We start from the raw sequence: 17,031 nt of genomic DNA on the forward strand, positions 1-17,031 counted from the left end.
GCTGACCTCCGGGCGTCAATCTTGTTCAGTCATCGATGCCGAGGGAGGCAAGGTCGCACCTCAGTTTCTCGGCGCCGGTGAAATGCACCGCCTGCCAGCCGGCTGCTCGTGCGCCTTTGACGTTGGCCAACGAGTCGTCGATGAAGAGTGTCGCTTCCGGGGCGAGGTCGAAATCCCGCGCGTGCTTCTGATAGATCGCGACGTCGGGCTTGATGAGCTTGATCTCTCCGGAAACGGTCACGCCGCGCGGCTTGTTGAGGAATGGATACATCTCGCGGGCGTGACGGAACGTGTCGGCCGCGAAGTTCGTCAGCATGGTGACGTCCCGCCCGGCATCGATCAATCCTTCCATGATTGCGACGCTGTCCCCGTAGGCATAGGGCACCATCTCGTGCCAGTACCGCCGGAAGTAGCGGATCTGCTCCTCCTTTTCGGGAAACTGCTCGATTAGCAGGGCCTCGGCATCCTCCCAGCTCCGTCCGCGGTCCTGTTCGAGGTTCCAGTCGTGGGTGCAGACATTCTCGAAGAACCATGCCCGCTCTGCATCGTCGGGAATGAGCCGGCGATAGGGAAGGTTCGGGTCATAGTGGATCAGCACCTTGCCGATGTCGAAGACGATATGGTCGATCGGGCCTGCCATCATATTTCCTTAGCGGTTGGGATCTTTCTCGAAAGCCAGGGGAATAGCCTGGCTGATGACCTTTTTCATGACGGTCGGCAAGGCCTGCGCCCCGAGATTGGCGACCGGTTCCCACCATCCCCCGGGATGAATGGTCTCGTCGGCTTTGGCCCGGAACACCGAGAGCCGCAGTTCGAAATGCGTGAACACGTGGGTCACCGTCCCGCAGGATTGCCAGGCAGATCGAAAGGGAGCGTGGTCGGCGGTCTGGCCACCGTCCTGGCGGGCGGTCCAGTCGGTCGTCGGGACCTCCGTCATGCCGCCAAGGAGCCCGCTGTCGACCCTCCGTCGCAGCAGGACCTCTCCTTCCGGATTGACGGCCACGAAGGCGGCGCCGAAACGCACTGGTTTTTCCTTCTTCGCCGCTTTCACCGGAAACCGCTCCGGGTCGTGCTCGGAAAATGCCAGGCAGTGGTCGCGAAGGGGACAGATGGCGCAGGCGGGCCTTTTCGGCGTGCAGATGGTCGCGCCGAGATCCATCATGGCCTGGGCAAAGTCACCAGGGCGGTCCTCCGGCGTCAGGTCCCGCACGCGCGTTTTCATCAGCGGTTTCGATCCGGGAAGGGGTGCATCTATCGCGTAGAGGCGGGAGACAACCCGCTCCACATTGCCGTCCATGACGACGGCAGGGCGGTTAAAGGCGATCGCGGCAACGGCGGCAGCCGTGTAATCGCCGATGCCGGGCAACGCCCGCAAGCCGTCTTCGGTATCGGGGAATACCCCGCCGTACAACCCGGCCACGGCCTCCGCGCATTTCTTCAGGTTACGGGCGCGGGCATAGTAACCGAGCCCGGCCCAGGCGGCCATCACATCCTCGGTCGGGGCCGCCGCCAGATCCGCTACGGTAGGCCACGCGGCCAGGAACTTGGCGAAATAGGGCTTCACCGCCTGAACCGTGGTCTGCTGCAGCATCACTTCCGACAGCCAGATATGGTACGGGTCGGGACGTTTTCCCTGCGCCGCCGCGGTGGGCGTCACGCGCCATGGCAGGTCGCGATGGTGCCTGTCGTACCATGCGATCAATTGCCGTATGATGGCCGGGGGAGTGGTCACGTGCTGGAAATGCCTGTGCGTCTGGTCTAGATGCTCTCCTATCGTCTCCATGATCACGCCGTCAACGAGAGCTGAGCGGCGTGCCGTGGTGAGACCGCCTCCGGTTCGCGGACTTGCGGAAGGATTGTCGATTGGCCAACGAAGCGAAGACCTTTGCTCGCAAGCGCGAGATGCAGATTGCGGAAGTCGCGAACGGCATCATCGATCCCGTGCTTGCGCGGCGCGCCGGCATCTCCACCGCCCTGCTGGGCTCCTGGGACGAGATCGCCGGCGAGGAATTCGCCGATTGCAGCCGCCCGGAGAAGATCGCCTGGCCCAGGCGCGACGCCTCAGACGAGGCAGGCGGCTATCAGGCGGGCGTCCTGACGATCGCCTGCGAAGGTGCGCGGGCTCTCTTCCTGACCCATGCACAGGGGGAACTGATCGCCCGCATCAACGCCTTCTTCGGCTTCCCGGCTGTGCGCCAGATCCGCATTGTCCAGAAGCCCGTCTCCCAGGCCGTCCGACACCGGCGCGCTTTACCGCCGCTGAAGGGGGAGGCGGCGAGACGGCTGGAGGACATGATGGAGGGGATCGATAACGATGCGCTGAAGAAGGCGGTCACCCGGCTCGGCACAGCTGTTCTTCAAAAGAAGCGCTGAAATGTACAGGCGCTGTTCAGCTTCAGGCTGTCACAAAGCTTTGAAGAATTTCACGAAGCCATCCCTTGTTCGCTTCCGGGCGGCAGGATACGGATGGCGGCAAATTTGAAGTTAAGGCAGGTGTTCGATGAAAAAGACCGAAGTCACCCTTACCCGGCGCGCTCTTCTCGGAGGCGTGGCAGCCACGGCTCTGGTTCTGGCCCTTCCGCTCGCTGCAACTGAAGCTTTTGCCCAGGAATTGCCGGAGTCCCAGGGTGACGTGGACATGGCGGAGGTCGTCAAGCCCGGTCCGCTGCCGGAAATGGCGATCGGGGAAGAAAACGCACCCGTCACCATCGTCGAGTACATGTCGATGACCTGCCCGCACTGCGCGACCTTCCACAACAATACGTTCGACGAGATCAAGAAGAACTACGTGGATACCGGCAAGGCCCGCTTCATCATCCGCGAGTTCCCCTTCGATCCGCGCGCTGCTGCGGCCTTCATGCTGGCACGCTGCAATCCGACCAAGCCTGAAGAAGCAAGCACACCGGCACAGTATTTCCCGATGGTTTCCATGCTGATGAAGCAACAGGAAGCCTGGGCCGGAGCACAGGATGGCCGCGCAGCCCTGCTGCAGATGTCGAAACTCGCCGGTTTCTCACAGGAGACTTTCCAGGCCTGCTTGACGAACCAGAAACTTCTCGATGATGTGAACGCGACGATGAAGCGCGGTGCCGACGAATTCGGCGTCAATTCGACGCCGACATTCCTCATCAACGGTAAGCGCTATGCGGGGGCCATGTCTGTTGAAAGCATGTCGGCTCTTATCGACAGCCTTCTCTGAGCCCGTTCATGACATGAGCGGCGGTCGCACCGGTGCGGCCGCTTCCTTCCTTCGGTGCGCGGCATGAAGTTCAATAAGCTGCGCGTCCTCGGCTTCAAGTCCTTCGTCGAACCCACGGAATTCATCATTGAGCGCGGCCTGACCGGCGTGGTCGGCCCCAATGGCTGCGGCAAGTCCAACCTTGTCGAGGCGCTCCGCTGGGTGATGGGGGAAAATTCCTACAAGAACATGCGCGCGTCCGGCATGGACGACGTCATCTTCTCCGGCTCCGGAAACCGACCTGCCCGCAATACGGCGGAGGTCATGCTCTTCCTCGACAATTCCGACCGGACCGCACCTGCCGCCTTCAATGATTCCGATGAGATCCAGGTATCGCGCCGCATCGAGCGGGAGAATGGTTCGGTCTACCGGATCAATGGCAAGGAAGCCCGCGCCAAGGATGTCCAGCTTCTCTTTGCCGATGCATCGACGGGCGCGCGCTCGCCCTCCATGGTCGGGCAGGGCCGGATCGGCGAGCTGATCAACGCCAAGCCGCAGGCACGCCGCCAGCTGCTCGAAGAGGCGGCCGGGATATCCGGTCTGCATTCTCGCCGTCACGAGGCCGAATTGCGATTGCGGTCAGCCGAAGGCAATCTGGAGCGGCTCGAAGACGTGACGGCGCAGCTGGAAAGCCAGATCGAAAGCCTAAAGCGTCAGGCGCGCCAGGCAAACCGCTTCAAGATGCTGTCGGCCGATATCCGCGCCCGCGAGGCTATGCTGCTGCATATCCGCTGGGCTCAGGCGACGGAGGCGGAGGCGGAAGCGAACACCGCTCTCAACCAGGCAACAATGGTGGTCGCCGAGAAGGCGCAGGCGCAGATGGAGGCGGCGAAGGCCCAGGCGATCGCTGGCCTGAAGCTGCCGGAACTGCGGGAGGAAGAAGCCAAGGCCGGAGCCGCGCTGCAGCGGGTCCAGATCGCCCGCACCCAGCTCGACGACGAGGCCGGCCGTCTCATGAAGCGACGCGACGAGCTTTCGCGGCGCCTGCTGCAGCTGGCGGAGGATATCCGACGCGAGGAGCGCCTGGTTCAGGACAATGCTTCCTTCCTGGCCAAACTCGACGACGAGGAGGGAGAGATCAACGAACTCCTCGCCGGTTCCGGAGCCGAGGCAGAGGATCTGCAGGAGGCGTTCCAGACGGCCGCGGCGGTCCTGTCGGAGAGCGAAAAGCTTTTCGCAGCGATTACGGCCGAGAAGGCCGAGGCGGCAGCGTCGCGCACGCAGCTTGAACGGCTGATCCGCGACATCGGCGAGCGTCACCATCGGCTCGATCGTCAGCGACAGGATGCCGAGGCGGAACTGCAGGCGATCGCCGGAAGACTGGCTGATCTAGACGATCCCGCCGAGCGTCGCGAGGCCGTCGAAGCAGCGGAGTTCGCCTTGGAAGAGGCTGGCGCGGCTGTGGAAGAGGCCGAGGTGGCACTTGCGTCCGCCCGCTCGTCCGAAGCCATGGCTCGAAAGCCCGTGGAAACTGCGCGCTCGCGCCTGAACGCTGTGGAGACCGAAGCGCGCACCATCTCCAAGATGTTGGCAGCCTCTGAAGCCTCCGGCGATTTTTCTCCCGTGGCGGAGGCGATTCGCGTCGACCGGGGCTATGAGGCCGCCCTCGGTGCGGCCCTGGGCGACGATCTGGAAAGCTCGACGGATCCCGGCGCTCCGGCATATTGGACGAAGAACGGCGACGTCGCAGAGGATCCGGCGCTGCCTGCCGGATGCGAGCCGCTGCTTCAGCGCGCGACTGCGCCCCCAGAACTGACGCGCCGTCTTGCCCAGATCGGCGTGGTTGCGCAGGAGGATGCTCTGCGGCTGATGCCGCAACTGAAGCCCGGCCAGCGGCTGGTGACGCGGGAAGGGGCAGTCTACCGCTGGGACGGACATATCGCCGGATCTGAAGCGCCCGGAGCGGCAGCACTAAGGCTCTCGCAGAAGAACCGTCTCGCTGAACTGGAAGGGGAGCTGGAGGAGGCGCGGATCGTGCTCGCGGATGCGGAGGAAGCTCTCTCCGACGCCGCAGCCGGAATTACCACCGGCGAAGCCCGTCTCGCCGAGGCACGGGATCGTAGCCGCATGGGGTCTCGCCGGCTCGCGGAAGCGCGGGAGGCACTTGCAGCCGCCGAGCGGGCTTCAGGCGATCTCTTGCGTCGCCGCGATGTCGTCGCGGAGGCGCTGAGCCAGGTTCGCGGCCAGATCGAGGAGGTGCGGCTACAGGAAGAGAATGCTCGGGTTGAACTGGAGGACGCCCCCGATCTGTCAGCGCTGGATGAGCGTCTGCGGGACCAGCAGGCGGCAGTCGCGACGGACCGCGGTATCCTGGCCGAGGCGCGTGCCCGGTTCGAGGGGCTGAGCCGCGAGACCGAGGGGCGTAGGCGCCGCTTGGCGGCGATCGCCCAGGAACGTTCCGCATGGCAGGCACGCGCAGCGAGCGCCGAGGATCATGTGGCGACCCTGCGCGAACGCGAGGAGGAGGCGCGCGAGGAACTTGTCGACCTGGAGGCGGCGCCCGAGGAGTTTGATGAGCGCCGCCGCATGCTTCTCACCGAGCTTCAGAAGGCCGAAGAGGGGCGGCGGGCCGCTGCCGATCGCCTTGCGGAAGCCGAGACGCGGCAGCGTGAGGCGGACCGGCTGGCAGCCACGGCGCTCTCGGAGCTTGCCGAAGCCCGTGAGAAGCGAGGTCGTGCTGAAGAGCGGCTCGTATCCGCTGCCGAACGTCGTCACGATAGCGAGGTCTCGATCCAGCAGGCGCTCGGAGTAGCCCCGCAGGAAGTGCTGCGGCTTGCCGGTCTGGCGCCGGGCGCAGAGCTTCCCGACATGCGCGACATCGAGCGCGAGGTGGATCGCCTGAAGATGGAGCGGGAGCGGCTGGGCGCCGTAAACCTGCGCGCGGACGAGGAGCAGAAGGAGCTTTCGGACAAGCTGGACGCGCTGATCCGCGAAAGGGACGATGTCATCGATGCCGTCCGCAAGCTGCGCGGAGCGATCCAGAGCCTCAATCGTGAGGGCCGTGAGCGGCTGATCGCCGCCTTCGATGTCGTCAATACCGAGTTTCAGCGACTGTTCACCCATCTCTTCGGCGGCGGGACTGCCGAACTGCAGCTGATCGAATCGGATGATCCGCTGGAGGCGGGCCTTGAGATCCTGGCCCGGCCGCCGGGCAAGAAGCCGCAGACTATGACGCTCCTGTCCGGCGGCGAACAGGCGCTGACTGCGATGGCCCTGATCTTTGCGGTTTTCCTCACCAACCCGGCACCAATCTGCGTGCTCGACGAAGTGGACGCGCCGCTCGATGACCATAATGTCGAGCGCTACTGCAACCTGATGGATGAGATGGCTGCCTCCACCGAGACCCGCTTCGTCATCATCACCCATAACCCCATCACCATGGCCCGCATGAACCGCCTCTTCGGCGTCACCATGGCGGAGCAGGGGGTTTCGCAGCTCGTATCCGTCGACCTGCAGACGGCCGAACTGCTGCGCGAGGCGGTCTGATCCCCGCGATTGTTGCGTTGCAACATAATCCGACCCTCACGCGTTTTCAAACGGCTGCAAAAGCTGTATGCGTCCTGAGACAAGCGAGGCGGGTGGAGAGCGTTTGATGAAGAAGTGGGTTTACCGCTTCGGTGGAGGAAAGGCCGAGGGAGGCGTGGCCGATGTCGCGATGCTGGGCGGCAAGGGTGCCAACCTGGCAGAGATGGCAAGCCTGGGACTGCCCGTTCCTCCCGGTCTGACGATCGTTACCGACGCGTGTGCCTGGTATTTCGAGAACGGCAAGACGCTTCCCGACGGGCTGAAGGAACAGGTCCTGGAGGGAATATCCGCCATGGAGGCGGAGACCGGCAGGACCTTCGGCGGCTCGACCCGCCCGCTCCTCCTGTCCATCCGCTCGGGCGCCCGTGCGTCCATGCCCGGCATGATGGACACGGTCCTCAACCTCGGACTGAATGACGAGACGGTTCAGGCGCTCGGCCACGATGCCGGGGATGCCCGCTTTGCCTGGGACAGCTACCGGCGCTTCATTCAGATGTATGCCGATGTCGTCATGGGACTGGACCATGAGGTCTTCGAGGAAATCCTCGAGGACGAGAAAGCCCGGTATGGCCATGAATACGACACTGATCTTTCCTCCGTCGAATGGCAGCACGTCGTCAGCCTGTACAAGCAGGTGATCGAGGAGGAATTGGGCGAGAGCTTCCCGCAGAATCCGCACGTGCAGCTCTGGCAGGCGATTGCCGGGGTCTTCTCGAGCTGGACCAATCCCCGCGCCACGACCTATCGCAGCCTCCACCGCATCCCCGAACACTGGGGCACGGCCGTCAACGTGCAGGCCATGGTCTTCGGCAATCTCGGTTCCTCCTCGGCGACCGGTGTCGCCTTCACGCGCAATCCCTCCACTGGCAGGAAGGAGCTTTACGGCGAGTTCTTGGTCAATGCGCAGGGCGAGGATGTCGTGGCGGGGATCAGAACCCCTCATTCGCTCACCGAGGATGGGCGTATTTCCTCCGGCTCCGACAAGCCGTCGATGGAAAAGCTGATGCCGGACACGTTCCGCGAATTCAAGGCGATCTGCGATCGGCTGGAAGCCCATTATCGAGACATGCAGGATCTCGAGTTCACCGTTGAGCGCGGCAAGCTCTGGATGCTGCAGACCCGTTCCGGCAAACGCACCACGCGTGCCGCCCTGAAGATCGCCGTCGATCTGGTGGACGAGGGCGTGATTACGCAGGAGGAGGCGGTGTCGCGCATCGAACCGCCCTCGCTCGACCAGCTCCTGCATCCGACCATTGATCCCAGGGTCGAACGGGTGGTGCTGGGATCCGGCCTGCCCGCATCCCCCGGCGCGGCGGCTGGCGAGATCGTCTTTACGGCAGAGGAGGCAGTGGAGGCCGAGGCTGCAGGCCGCAAGGTCATCCTGGTGCGGATCGAGACGAGCCCGGAGGACATCCACGGCATGCATGCGGCCGAGGCCATCCTGACGACCCGAGGCGGGATGACCAGCCATGCGGCCGTCGTGGCCCGCGGTATGGGCATCCCCTGCGTCGTCGGGGCAGGCACGATAAGGGTTGATCTGCGCAACGAGCAATTGCTGTGTCCTGGTGGCGTGATCCTCGGTCGCGGCGACACGATCACCCTCGACGGCTCGTCGGGGCAGGTGCTTCGCGGTAACGTCCCGATGATCCAGCCGGAGCTTTCCGGCGACTTCGGCCGCCTCATGGAATGGGCCGACAAGGCGCGCCGCATGTCCGTGCGCACGAACGCCGACACGCCGCAGGACGCCCGCTCGGCACGCTCCTTCGGCGCGGAGGGAATCGGTCTGTGCCGGACCGAACACATGTTCTTCGAGGGCGACCGCATCCAGGTGATGCGCGAGATGATCCTTGCAGAGGATGAAGCGGGCCGTCGCGAGGCGCTTGATCGGCTCCTGCCGATGCAGCGATCGGACTTCACCGAGCTCTTCGCGATCATGCATGGCCTGCCGGTGACGATCCGCCTGCTCGACCCGCCGCTCCACGAATTCCTGCCGAAGTCGGACGAGGAGATTACCGAGGTGGCACGGGCGATGGATCTGGAGCCGGCCTTCCTGCGCCGCCGGATCGATGCGCTTCACGAGTTCAACCCGATGCTTGGCCATCGAGGCTGCCGGCTTGCCATCTCCTATCCGGAGATCGCCGCCATGCAGGCGCGTGCGATCTTCGAGGCGGCCGTGGCTGCCGCTCGGTCGACGGGCGAGGCTGTCGAACTGGAGATCATGGTACCGCTGGTCGGGCTTCGCTCGGAACTCGACTACGTCAAGGACTGCATCGATCGCGTGGCAAGTGAGGTGAGCCGGGAGGCCGGCATGTCGATCAACTATCTTGCCGGTACGATGATCGAGCTGCCGCGCGCGGCCCTGCGGGCCCACGTGATTGCAGAGACGGCCGAATTCTTTTCCTTCGGTACGAACGACCTGACCCAGACGACTTTCGGCATGTCGCGTGATGACGCCGCGGCCTTTATCCCGACCTACCAGCGGAAGGGCATCCTCGAAGAGGATCCCTTCGTCTCACTGGATTTCGACGGGGTCGGCGAACTGATCCGGATCGCCGCGGAACGGGGCCGTGCAACCCGCCCGAGCTTGAAGCTTGGTATCTGCGGCGAGCATGGCGGCGACCCGGCCTCGATCACCTTCTGCGAGCAGACCGGCCTTGACTACGTATCCTGCGCCCCCTTCCGCGTGCCGATCGCCCGCCTTGCGGCGGCGCAGGCAGCGATCGCACAGCGAAGGGGCAGCGCAAGCCGAACTGGGTGAGGCAGCCGCCTTAGTGGCTGGCAAAGACTTCGGTGCGGCCGTCCCTGCGGATGAGGAGAACGTCATAGGGTTCCGCGCCAGCACCTTCCATTCCCGGGGAGCCGACCGGCATACCAGGTGCCGAGAGCCCGATCGCGTCTGGGCGCTCGGCTATCAGGCGCCGTACGTCCGATGCCGGAACATGCCCCTCGACAACATAACCGCCAACGAGCGCCGTGTGGCAGGAGGCTGTGTCTGCGGTAATGCCGGCTTTCGCCTTCACGACGTCCATCATTTCAGGCGCAACATTGGTAGCCGAGACGGCGAAGCCGTTTTCTCTCATGTGCGAGATCCATCCGCCGCAGCAGCCGCAGCCGGCATCCTTGAACACGCTGACGCTTGCCGAAAGCGCGACGGATGCAGAAAGCAGGCTGAAGGTTGCGCTCAGGAAGAGGGTTCTTAACGTCATGGCACGGCTCCAGAGAGTTGGGTCTGCCTCCGGATGAGGCTGATCTTTTCGTAGCTGCAACACAGCGAACGCTCCTTGCGCTGGCTCAAGCTGTCAGTCCCCGTCCTTGATGATGATGCGACGCTCGACATACATGGGCCCCCACATCGTGCTGGCCTGCCTGTCGCGCCAGCTGCGCATCTCCGCGCGGCGGTCGAGCTCGAGGTCGAGCAGGCACTGAGCCATCGCATCCGTTCCTGGTCTGAACCCGTATCCGGCACAGGTTCGCTCGTCGGCTGCCCGGCGTTCTTCCGGCGTCATGGTCTGGCAGGCCGCCAGCGGCATGCACAGGAGAGCAAGGACGATGCTCAGTGGTCGACGCATGCAAAGCTCCAGATGCGGCGTTCAATGGGACGCGTTTCCTTATCACGCGTCATGTTCTACACAGACAGGCATGCCGTCGCAAATCCAGGTACCGCTGTTTCCATGACCGTCCGCTATGTCCGGCCCGTTTCCCATTCCGCTTATGCCGCCCGTCGCATGGGCCTTGCAGCCCTGGTCCTGTTCGTGCTGGCCCTGCTCGCCCATCGCTTCGGGCCCCTGCGCACGCCTGACTTCCTGGCACTCGTCCTGATGTCCGCCGCCATTGCCGCCGCAGCCGTGCCGCTGGCGCTGGTGGGGCTGATCCGCCTCTGGCAGAAGGGTGCTGAGGGCGGCATGGCTTCGGCAAAGGCACTTGTCTATGCCGGCGTGCCACTTGGCTTCGTCGCCGCCGGGGCCGTTCTCTACCTGACACGGCCGCCGCTCAACGAGGTGAGCACGGATCTGGAGGATGTTCCGGCCTTCCTCTCGCGCCCGCAATACGACCAGCAGTGGTTGACGACCGTCGCGACAACACGAGCCGCGGAGCGCCAGGCACAGCTTGCGGCCTATCCCGGTCTCGCCGGCCGCCGTTATGAGGGGGCGCTCGATCGCGTTCTCCAGGGGGTCGAGGCCGCGGCTATTTCAGCTCGGATCGACATCACCGACCGGAAGGGGGTGGAGTTGCCGGAGCTGCAGGACGCGCTCCCCGGTCAGGAGCCGCAACCGGACGACGCGGTCGCCGAGGTCGGTGAAGTACCGATACCCCTGCCTCGGCCGGAGCCGGCTCTTCCCGGCATGGTCGCGTCGCTGGCCGATCAGGATGTCCTGCTGCAGGGTGAAACGGAGACGCTCGTCCTGGGGCTGCCCTTCGATATCGTCATTCGGCTGCGCGAGGATGTCGAAACCACCTTCGTCGATGTCCGGGTCGCCTCACGCTACGGCGCCCACGATCTCGGCATGAGTGCCGAGATCGCCGACGATTTCCTCGATCGGCTGGACGCCGAACTTCTGGGGATCGCGGGAGGCTAGGGGAAAGCCTCGGCCCCGCATCCGAGGGCTCAGTCGCTGCCGAGGCCGAGCTTCTCGAGATCGACAGCCGCTGCGCCTTCGAGAACCTCGCGTGTCAGGGTGGGGCCCATCACCCGAATATCGTCGCCTTCGCGGGTGATCTCCAGCGCGCTCCAGTCGACCAGGACATCCTTGTCGCCGATCCCGAGAAAGCCGCCGACCTCGACGGCGACCGCCGCGACCGTGCCGTCCAGGTTGAGGAGCACGTCCTCGATCTCGCCGATCTCTTCTCCATCCGCGCCGTAGATGTCGAGGTCATCGATGCGGCCGGCAAAGAGATAGCTGGGCGCTGCCCCCTGGACAGCATCCGGCAGTACGACGATGGGTGCCTGGATCGGAGCCTGGGCAAATGCTGCTGCGGAGAAAAGGGTGATGGCCGTCGCGGTCGCGATTAGGGTGGTCTTCATGCTTGCCTCATCTGTTCGCTTGGCGGCGCAGCCGGACAGCTGCACCGGACGGCGGACAACGGCGCTTGGCGCCGGATGTTCCCGGAGGCTCAGTAGAGTTCAAGCGGGGAAGTAGACGCCCTTCAGGGAGGGTGGTCCTTCCGTTGTCACCCGGCCCTTTTCAACCAGGTCTTCCAGATGCGCCAGTACGGAAAGTGCGGCAGCGCCATGAAGGCGCGGGTCGGTTGTCGCATAGATCGCGTTCACCATGTCCGGGATCAGCCGGTCGCCCGATCTGATCCTCTCGAGAACCGCCCGCTCGCGCATCCGGCGATGGGCGCGCAAGCCCCTGAGGAAGGATGCCGGTTCCCGCACCGGACCCCCGTGGCCGGGAAGGAAGAGGCGGTCGTCGCGGGCAAGCAGTTTTTCCAGCGAGGCCATGAAGTCCGCCATCGACCCGTCCGGCGGTGCGACGATCGTGGTCGCCCAGGCCATGACATGATCGGCGGAGAAGAGGAGGCCGGTACCGTCGAGCGCGAAGGCGGTGTGGTTGGCGGTATGGCCGGGCGTGTGGATGGCCGTCATCCGCCATCCATCGCCTTCGATTGCGTCACTGTCGGAGACCTGGATGTCGGGCACGAAATTCGTGTCGGCGCTTTCGGCGAAGGGATTGGCCTCGCCCGCGAAGAGCGGCCGCGCCGACCGGTGCGGCCCCTCCGCGATGATCGATGCGCCGGTCTCCTGCTTCAGCCGCCGGGAAAGCGGCGAGTGATCGCGGTGGGTATGGCTGACGAAGATATGCGTGACCTCCCGGCCCTTGAGAGCCGCCATTAGCGCCCGGAAATGCGCCTCGTCCTCGGGGCCGGGGTCGATGACCGCGACCGAGGAACGCCCGACGATGTAGGTATTGGTGCCGTGGAAGGTGAAGGGCGAGGGGTTGTTGACGGTGATGCGCTGCACATTGTCGGCCACCGGCACAGCCTCCCCATGGGCCGGGTGGAAGGCAAGGTCGAATTCCGGTTGCCGCAGATCGTCATTCTCGGCCATGTATTCTCCCTAGCGCCGGGGCCTTTTGCTTCGCCTCGCTCTAGCACGAGCGCCTGGCGGAAATCTTCAAAAACGTCAGCCGGGATCATTGCCGCCGGAGCGAAGCTTTGCTAGAGCAACCGCACTCGCCGGCCAGCGACCCAATACGCGTCGCGGCCTGCCATGGTGGGGCGTAGCCAAGCGGTAAGGCAGCGGTTTTTGGTACCGCCATCCCCTGGTTCGAATCCAGGCGCCCCAGCCAAGCCTCCCTTTTCAAGCCAGCAATCCAGGTTTTCCGGCATTTCCAGCTTAAATGGGGATCGAGATTCGCAAGCGTATCCCGGTGACCCAATCCTTAGATCGCGTTACGTTGACGCTCCAGCAGCACTCCCAGGCGCAACGTCTCCTGGACGAGGATGTCCGGATCCTCGCGCTGCGTCCGATGAATTTTGATCGCCACCCGAAGACAGTGCTCACCATGGACAGTCGTGTCCGAAAGAGCGGCGGTCCCCTTCTAGCCTGCACCCATTGGGAGCGGTACTGCTTCGAGGCCTCGATATGGCGCTCTCTGAGCATCGATCAACCTTCAGGCTTCCGTTGCTCAGGCCTCTCTCGAGACCACCACTGGGGCCTAACCGGCTTTATTCCTAATAGGGTTTCCTTGGGTGCTATACGATGCAGCTATAGCCGCCACCTGGCCGCGCCGCCCAGTGTGGGTAGCGTTATCCTGACGAGAGACTAGCCTGCCAGTCGGTCGCGGTGACGCCTAAAGACGCGATCAATCACTTTGCCTGCAAGGTATCGCTAGTAGACCGCGCCTCTGGTTCGGCAGAGACGCGTCAGGTGAATAGGATTCATCGAAAGATGAGATGTAAGAATTTCTCTCGTCCAATCTTCCATGCCACGTTTGCTGAGGTCTGTAGCGAGGAGGCTGCATTACCGGCCCGTCATCATCAGGTGAGGGTCCAGGCACGTCGTGAGTGCGATAGAACGATGGGAGGGAAACTTGAGAAAAGACAATCCACGTAGGACGGTCGTTGCCGCCGCATTGGCAGGAGTGGTTGCAGGCTCAGTCGGGACAGGCGCCGCTGCTGCGCAGGATTTGGCGGGCAAGACCGTCGAATTTGTCATCCCGTTTGCTGAATCGGGCGGCTCAGCAGCATGGGCAAACTTCTTCGCGCCGCTTCTCAGCAAGCATCTCGCCGGCAATCCGACGGTAGTCGTGCGCTATCGCCCGGGAGCCGGATCGACAGAGGGTGCGAACTGGTTCCAGGAGCAGAAGACGGCCGACGGAACGCTGATCTTCGGGACCTCCGGCAGTACGCAGTTTCCCTACCTGCTGGATGATCCCCGGGTCCGCTACGAGTACAAGGACTGGAAGGTCGTCCTTTCATCCGGTACCGGCGGCGTCGTCTATCTGCCGCCGGATCTGGGCGAGCGGTACGACGGCGACTTTGACGACCTGAAGGATGAGAATTATCTCTACGGCTCCCAGGGAGCGACAACGCTTGACCTAGTGCCGCTGCTCGCCTTCAAGCTTCTCGGACTGCAGGTTGATCCTGTCTTCGGGATCGAAGGCCGTGGCGACGGACGCCTGATGTTCGAGCGTGGCGAGGCCAACATCGACTACCAGACCACCTCCGCCTACCTCAAGAGCGTGGTTCCGCTGGTCGAGCAGAAGCTCGCGGTCCCAGCCTTCTCCTACGGTGCGCTCGATGCCGATGGCAACATTGTCCGCGATCCGACTTTCCCCGACCTGCCGAGCTTCAAGGAAGTCTGTGAGGCGACCGAAGGGTGTGAGACCTCCGGCGTCGGCTGGGATGCCTGGAAAGCTTTCTTCGTCTCGGGATTCGCTGCGCAGAAGCTGATCTACCTGCCGGGTGGCGCAAGCCAGGAAGTGGTGGACATGTACACCAAGGCATTCGAGGACATGATCGCGCAACCGGAGTTTGCCAAGAACTCGGAAGAAACGCTCGGTGTTTATCCGCAGGGCGTCGGCAAGGCTGCGGTGGCAGCCCATGAACAGGCCATCACCGTCACCCCTGAAGCCAAGCAGTACGTCCTCGACTGGCTGAAGGAAGACTACGGCATCACCATGCAATGATCCGACTTGGCGCCTGGCGCGGCCATTGGTCATGCCGGGCGCTTCGTCACGTCGTTTGCAGCTGAAAGGCCTTCTTCATGGATATCTTCTCTACGGCCCTGCCCGCCCTCGGCGAGGCCTTTCTCCTTCTGTTGCAGCCGCAGCAGTTGATGTATCTGATCCTGGGTGTGCTTCTCGGTCTAACGGTGGGTATCTTGCCAGGCCTGGGAGGGATCGCCGGGTTGTCCCTCGTTCTGCCCTTCATATACGGAATGGATACGGTATCGGGACTTGCGCTGATGGTTGGTCTGATCGCGGTCATTCCAACATCCGACACGTTCTCCTCCGTTCTGCTCGGCATCCCCGGATCGAGTTCCGCTCAGGCGACGGTACTTGATGGCTTTCCCTTGGCGCGCAAGGGGCTTGCGGCCCGCGCTCTCTCGGCCGCCTTCATGTGCTCGCTTTATGGCGGCCTGATCAGCGCCGCCATCTTGACCTTCTTCATCTTCATTGCCCGCCCGCTTATCCTGGCATTCGGCCTTCCGGAAATGCTGATGCTGACCGTGCTCGGCCTGTCCATGGTCGCAATTTTGGCGGGGAGGGTGCCCCTGAAGGGGATCGTTGCTGCCGGCATCGGACTGCTCGCCGGCACGATCGGAGCGGCGGGTGCCGGCGGCAGCCTGCGCATGACCACTTACGATTTCCCTTACCTTGTAGACGGTTTGCAACTGATTATCGTCGGTTTGGGCATGTATGCGGTACCAGAGATCGTCTCGCTGCTGAGGGAAGACCAGAGCGTGGCGCAGGGCAACAAGCTTGGTGCCGGCTGGTTCGACGGGGTCCGTGACTGGTGGCGCAACAAGTGGCTATCCACCAAAGGTGCCATAATCGGTGTCGTCGTCGGGATCATCCCCGGCCTGGGCGGATCGGTCGTAGACTGGATTGCCTATGGCTATACCGTGCAATCCTCAAAGGACCGCGAGAACTTCGGGAAGGGCGACATCCGCGGCGTGATCGGGCCGGAATCCTCGGCCAACGCCACCATGGGCGGAGCCCTGGTTCCGACCCTGATTTTCGGAATCCCGGGATCAGGTACGATGGCCGTCTTTCTCGGTGGGCTCGCGCTGCTCAACCTGTCGCCCGGGCTGCACATGGTGCGCCAGAACCTCGACGTGACCTATACGATCGTCTGGTCGCTGGCCTTGGCAAATCTCATCGGAGCCGGGCTCTGCATCCTCTTGTCCGCACAGATCGCGAAGTTCTCGAAGATCCGATTCGCGATCCTGGCGCCATTCCTGTTCATGCTGATCTCGTTTGCAGCATTCCAGTCGCGGCAGTCGATCGGAGACCTCATAGCCCTGATCGCCATCGGCTTCCTCGGTATCCTCTTGCGTCGGTTTGACTATTCTAGGCCAGCCTTCCTGATCGGTTTCGTTCTTTCCAACCAGGCAGAGGCATTCGCCAACATGGCGAACCAGATTGCAGGAGCACGCTTCAACCGTGGCTTCTGGGCCGGCATGGAGTATATCGCATCGCCGCTGGCGCTGACGATCCTTGCGCTGACCATCGTGTCGATCGTCGTCGGGCTGCGCAGCGCGAAGTTCATCAACGAGCATGACGCGGAAGCGAGCGGGGTAAAACGGACCTCCGTGATCTTCCTTCTTTGCATCACGACCTATGTTGCGGTCTCGGTCATCGATGCGGCGATGATATCGCGGTTCGGAGATAAGATCTTCCCACTCACCGTTGGGCTCGTCACGCTTGCGGCCTGTGCGGGCCTGCTGGTCCGGATGCGCCGCGCCCCGGAAACGGATCCCGTCTTCGTCGATCTCGAACGCGGTGGGCCCGACGAGAAGCTTCCGGTCGGACTATGGTCGACGCTGGCCTGGTTCGCCATGCTTCTCGTGGCCTCTCTGTTGTTCGGATTCGTGATCGGACTCACGCTCTTCCTGCTGGCGTTCTTCCGCACTCGGGCAAAGCTCGGGCTGCCGATGACGCTCGTGTATACCGCGGGCGGAGTTGCTGCGATCATCCTCTTTGCCGGGGTCCTGGGACGCGATTTCCCGCCCGGCCTCCTGCAGGCTTACACCGATCTGCCCTGGCCGCTGAGGTAAATTCGCACCTATCGCCCCGGCCGGCGCCGGGGCGGTTCATCCG

13 protein-coding genes and 1 tRNA gene are annotated in these 17,031 nt (G+C 63.6%); 8 read left to right on the forward strand and 6 right to left on the reverse strand.

The window, feature by feature from the left end:
- Positions 1–25: 25 nt before the first annotated feature.
- Positions 26–640: an HAD family hydrolase gene (locus FN060_RS22430; protein ID WP_142590109.1), complete on the reverse strand. Its 615-nt coding sequence runs from the start codon at positions 638–640 to the stop codon at positions 26–28.
- 9 nt (positions 641–649) lie between these two features.
- Complete coding sequence (gene mutY / locus FN060_RS22435) at positions 650–1,783, reverse strand: A/G-specific adenine glycosylase (RefSeq protein WP_142590110.1); 1,134 nt, start codon at positions 1,781–1,783, stop codon at positions 650–652.
- Between the two features lie 119 nt (positions 1,784–1,902).
- Between mutY and FN060_RS22440 the strand changes: the two genes are divergently transcribed.
- The 4 genes from FN060_RS22440 to ppdK all read left to right on the forward strand — a co-directional run bounded on the left by FN060_RS22440 (position 1,903) and on the right by ppdK (position 9,521).
- Positions 1,903–2,373: a DUF721 domain-containing protein gene (locus FN060_RS22440; RefSeq protein WP_142590154.1), complete on the forward strand. Its 471-nt coding sequence runs from the start codon at positions 1,903–1,905 to the stop codon at positions 2,371–2,373.
- A gap of 127 nt (positions 2,374–2,500) precedes the next feature.
- Positions 2,501–3,199: a DsbA family protein gene (locus FN060_RS22445; RefSeq protein ID WP_142590111.1), complete on the forward strand. Its 699-nt coding sequence runs from the start codon at positions 2,501–2,503 to the stop codon at positions 3,197–3,199.
- Between the two features lie 63 nt (positions 3,200–3,262).
- Complete coding sequence (locus tag FN060_RS22450) at positions 3,263–6,724, forward strand: chromosome segregation SMC family protein (RefSeq protein ID WP_142590112.1); 3,462 nt, start codon at positions 3,263–3,265, stop codon at positions 6,722–6,724.
- Between the two features lie 106 nt (positions 6,725–6,830).
- A complete protein-coding gene (ppdK, locus tag FN060_RS22455; protein ID WP_142590113.1) occupies positions 6,831–9,521 on the forward strand; it encodes a pyruvate, phosphate dikinase in 2,691 nt (896 codons plus the stop codon).
- 10 nt (positions 9,522–9,531) lie between these two features.
- Here ppdK and FN060_RS22460 read toward each other — a convergent pair whose 3' ends face one another.
- Positions 9,532–9,969 carry a DUF411 domain-containing protein gene (locus FN060_RS22460; RefSeq protein WP_142590114.1) on the reverse strand — a complete coding sequence of 146 codons (438 nt, stop codon included), beginning with the start codon at positions 9,967–9,969 and terminating at the stop codon, positions 9,532–9,534.
- Positions 9,970–10,062: 93 nt separating this feature from the next.
- Positions 10,063–10,332, reverse strand: a complete 270-nt coding sequence (locus FN060_RS22465) for a hypothetical protein (protein WP_142590115.1) — start codon at positions 10,330–10,332, stop codon at positions 10,063–10,065.
- A 102-nt stretch (positions 10,333–10,434) separates the two neighbouring features.
- Here FN060_RS22465 and FN060_RS22470 point away from each other — a divergent pair, with 102 nt between their 5' ends.
- Positions 10,435–11,340 carry a DUF1499 domain-containing protein gene (locus FN060_RS22470; protein WP_142590116.1) on the forward strand — a complete coding sequence of 302 codons (906 nt, stop codon included), beginning with the start codon at positions 10,435–10,437 and terminating at the stop codon, positions 11,338–11,340.
- Between the two features lie 29 nt (positions 11,341–11,369).
- Here FN060_RS22470 and FN060_RS22475 read toward each other — a convergent pair whose 3' ends face one another.
- Together FN060_RS22475 and FN060_RS22480 are read right to left on the reverse strand one after the other, a co-directional pair.
- Complete coding sequence (locus FN060_RS22475) at positions 11,370–11,786, reverse strand: PRC-barrel domain-containing protein (RefSeq protein WP_142590117.1); 417 nt, start codon at positions 11,784–11,786, stop codon at positions 11,370–11,372.
- A gap of 99 nt (positions 11,787–11,885) precedes the next feature.
- On the reverse strand, positions 11,886–12,794 hold the full coding sequence (locus FN060_RS22480) for an MBL fold metallo-hydrolase (RefSeq protein WP_142590155.1): 909 nt from the start codon (positions 12,792–12,794) through the stop codon (positions 11,886–11,888).
- Between the two features lie 184 nt (positions 12,795–12,978).
- Here FN060_RS22480 and FN060_RS22485 point away from each other — a divergent pair.
- From FN060_RS22485 to FN060_RS22495, 3 genes are all read left to right on the forward strand, one after another.
- A tRNA-Gln gene (locus tag FN060_RS22485) sits at positions 12,979–13,053 on the forward strand.
- 744 nt (positions 13,054–13,797) lie between these two features.
- Positions 13,798–14,895, forward strand: coding sequence for a type 2 periplasmic-binding domain-containing protein (locus FN060_RS22490; RefSeq protein ID WP_142590118.1), 1,098 nt, complete (start codon positions 13,798–13,800; stop codon positions 14,893–14,895).
- 77 nt (positions 14,896–14,972) lie between these two features.
- A complete protein-coding gene (locus tag FN060_RS22495; protein WP_142590119.1) occupies positions 14,973–16,988 on the forward strand; it encodes a tripartite tricarboxylate transporter permease in 2,016 nt (671 codons plus the stop codon).
- The last annotated feature ends 43 nt before the right edge of the window (positions 16,989–17,031 follow it).

This window comes from Pseudorhizobium halotolerans (assembly GCF_902153235.2).
Lineage (GTDB): Bacteria > Pseudomonadota > Alphaproteobacteria > Rhizobiales > Rhizobiaceae > Neorhizobium > Neorhizobium flavum.

Excerpts from the sequence above, each read along its gene's own strand:
- FN060_RS22430 (WP_142590109.1), bottom strand. The coding sequence starts at position 640 with ATGGCAGGCCCGATCGACCATATCGTCTTCGACATCGGCAAGGTGCTG.
- mutY (WP_142590110.1), bottom strand. The coding sequence starts at position 1,783 with ATGGAGACGATAGGAGAGCATCTAGACCAGACGCACAGGCATTTCCAG.
- FN060_RS22440 (WP_142590154.1), top strand. The coding sequence starts at position 1,903 with ATGCAGATTGCGGAAGTCGCGAACGGCATCATCGATCCCGTGCTTGCG.
- FN060_RS22445 (WP_142590111.1), top strand. The coding sequence starts at position 2,501 with ATGAAAAAGACCGAAGTCACCCTTACCCGGCGCGCTCTTCTCGGAGGC.
- FN060_RS22450 (WP_142590112.1), top strand. The coding sequence starts at position 3,263 with ATGAAGTTCAATAAGCTGCGCGTCCTCGGCTTCAAGTCCTTCGTCGAA.
- ppdK (WP_142590113.1), top strand. The coding sequence starts at position 6,831 with ATGAAGAAGTGGGTTTACCGCTTCGGTGGAGGAAAGGCCGAGGGAGGC.
- FN060_RS22460 (WP_142590114.1), bottom strand. The coding sequence starts at position 9,969 with ATGACGTTAAGAACCCTCTTCCTGAGCGCAACCTTCAGCCTGCTTTCT.
- FN060_RS22465 (WP_142590115.1), bottom strand. The coding sequence starts at position 10,332 with ATGCGTCGACCACTGAGCATCGTCCTTGCTCTCCTGTGCATGCCGCTG.
- FN060_RS22470 (WP_142590116.1), top strand. The coding sequence starts at position 10,435 with ATGACCGTCCGCTATGTCCGGCCCGTTTCCCATTCCGCTTATGCCGCC.
- FN060_RS22475 (WP_142590117.1), bottom strand. The coding sequence starts at position 11,786 with ATGAAGACCACCCTAATCGCGACCGCGACGGCCATCACCCTTTTCTCC.
- FN060_RS22495 (WP_142590119.1), top strand. The coding sequence starts at position 14,973 with ATGGATATCTTCTCTACGGCCCTGCCCGCCCTCGGCGAGGCCTTTCTC.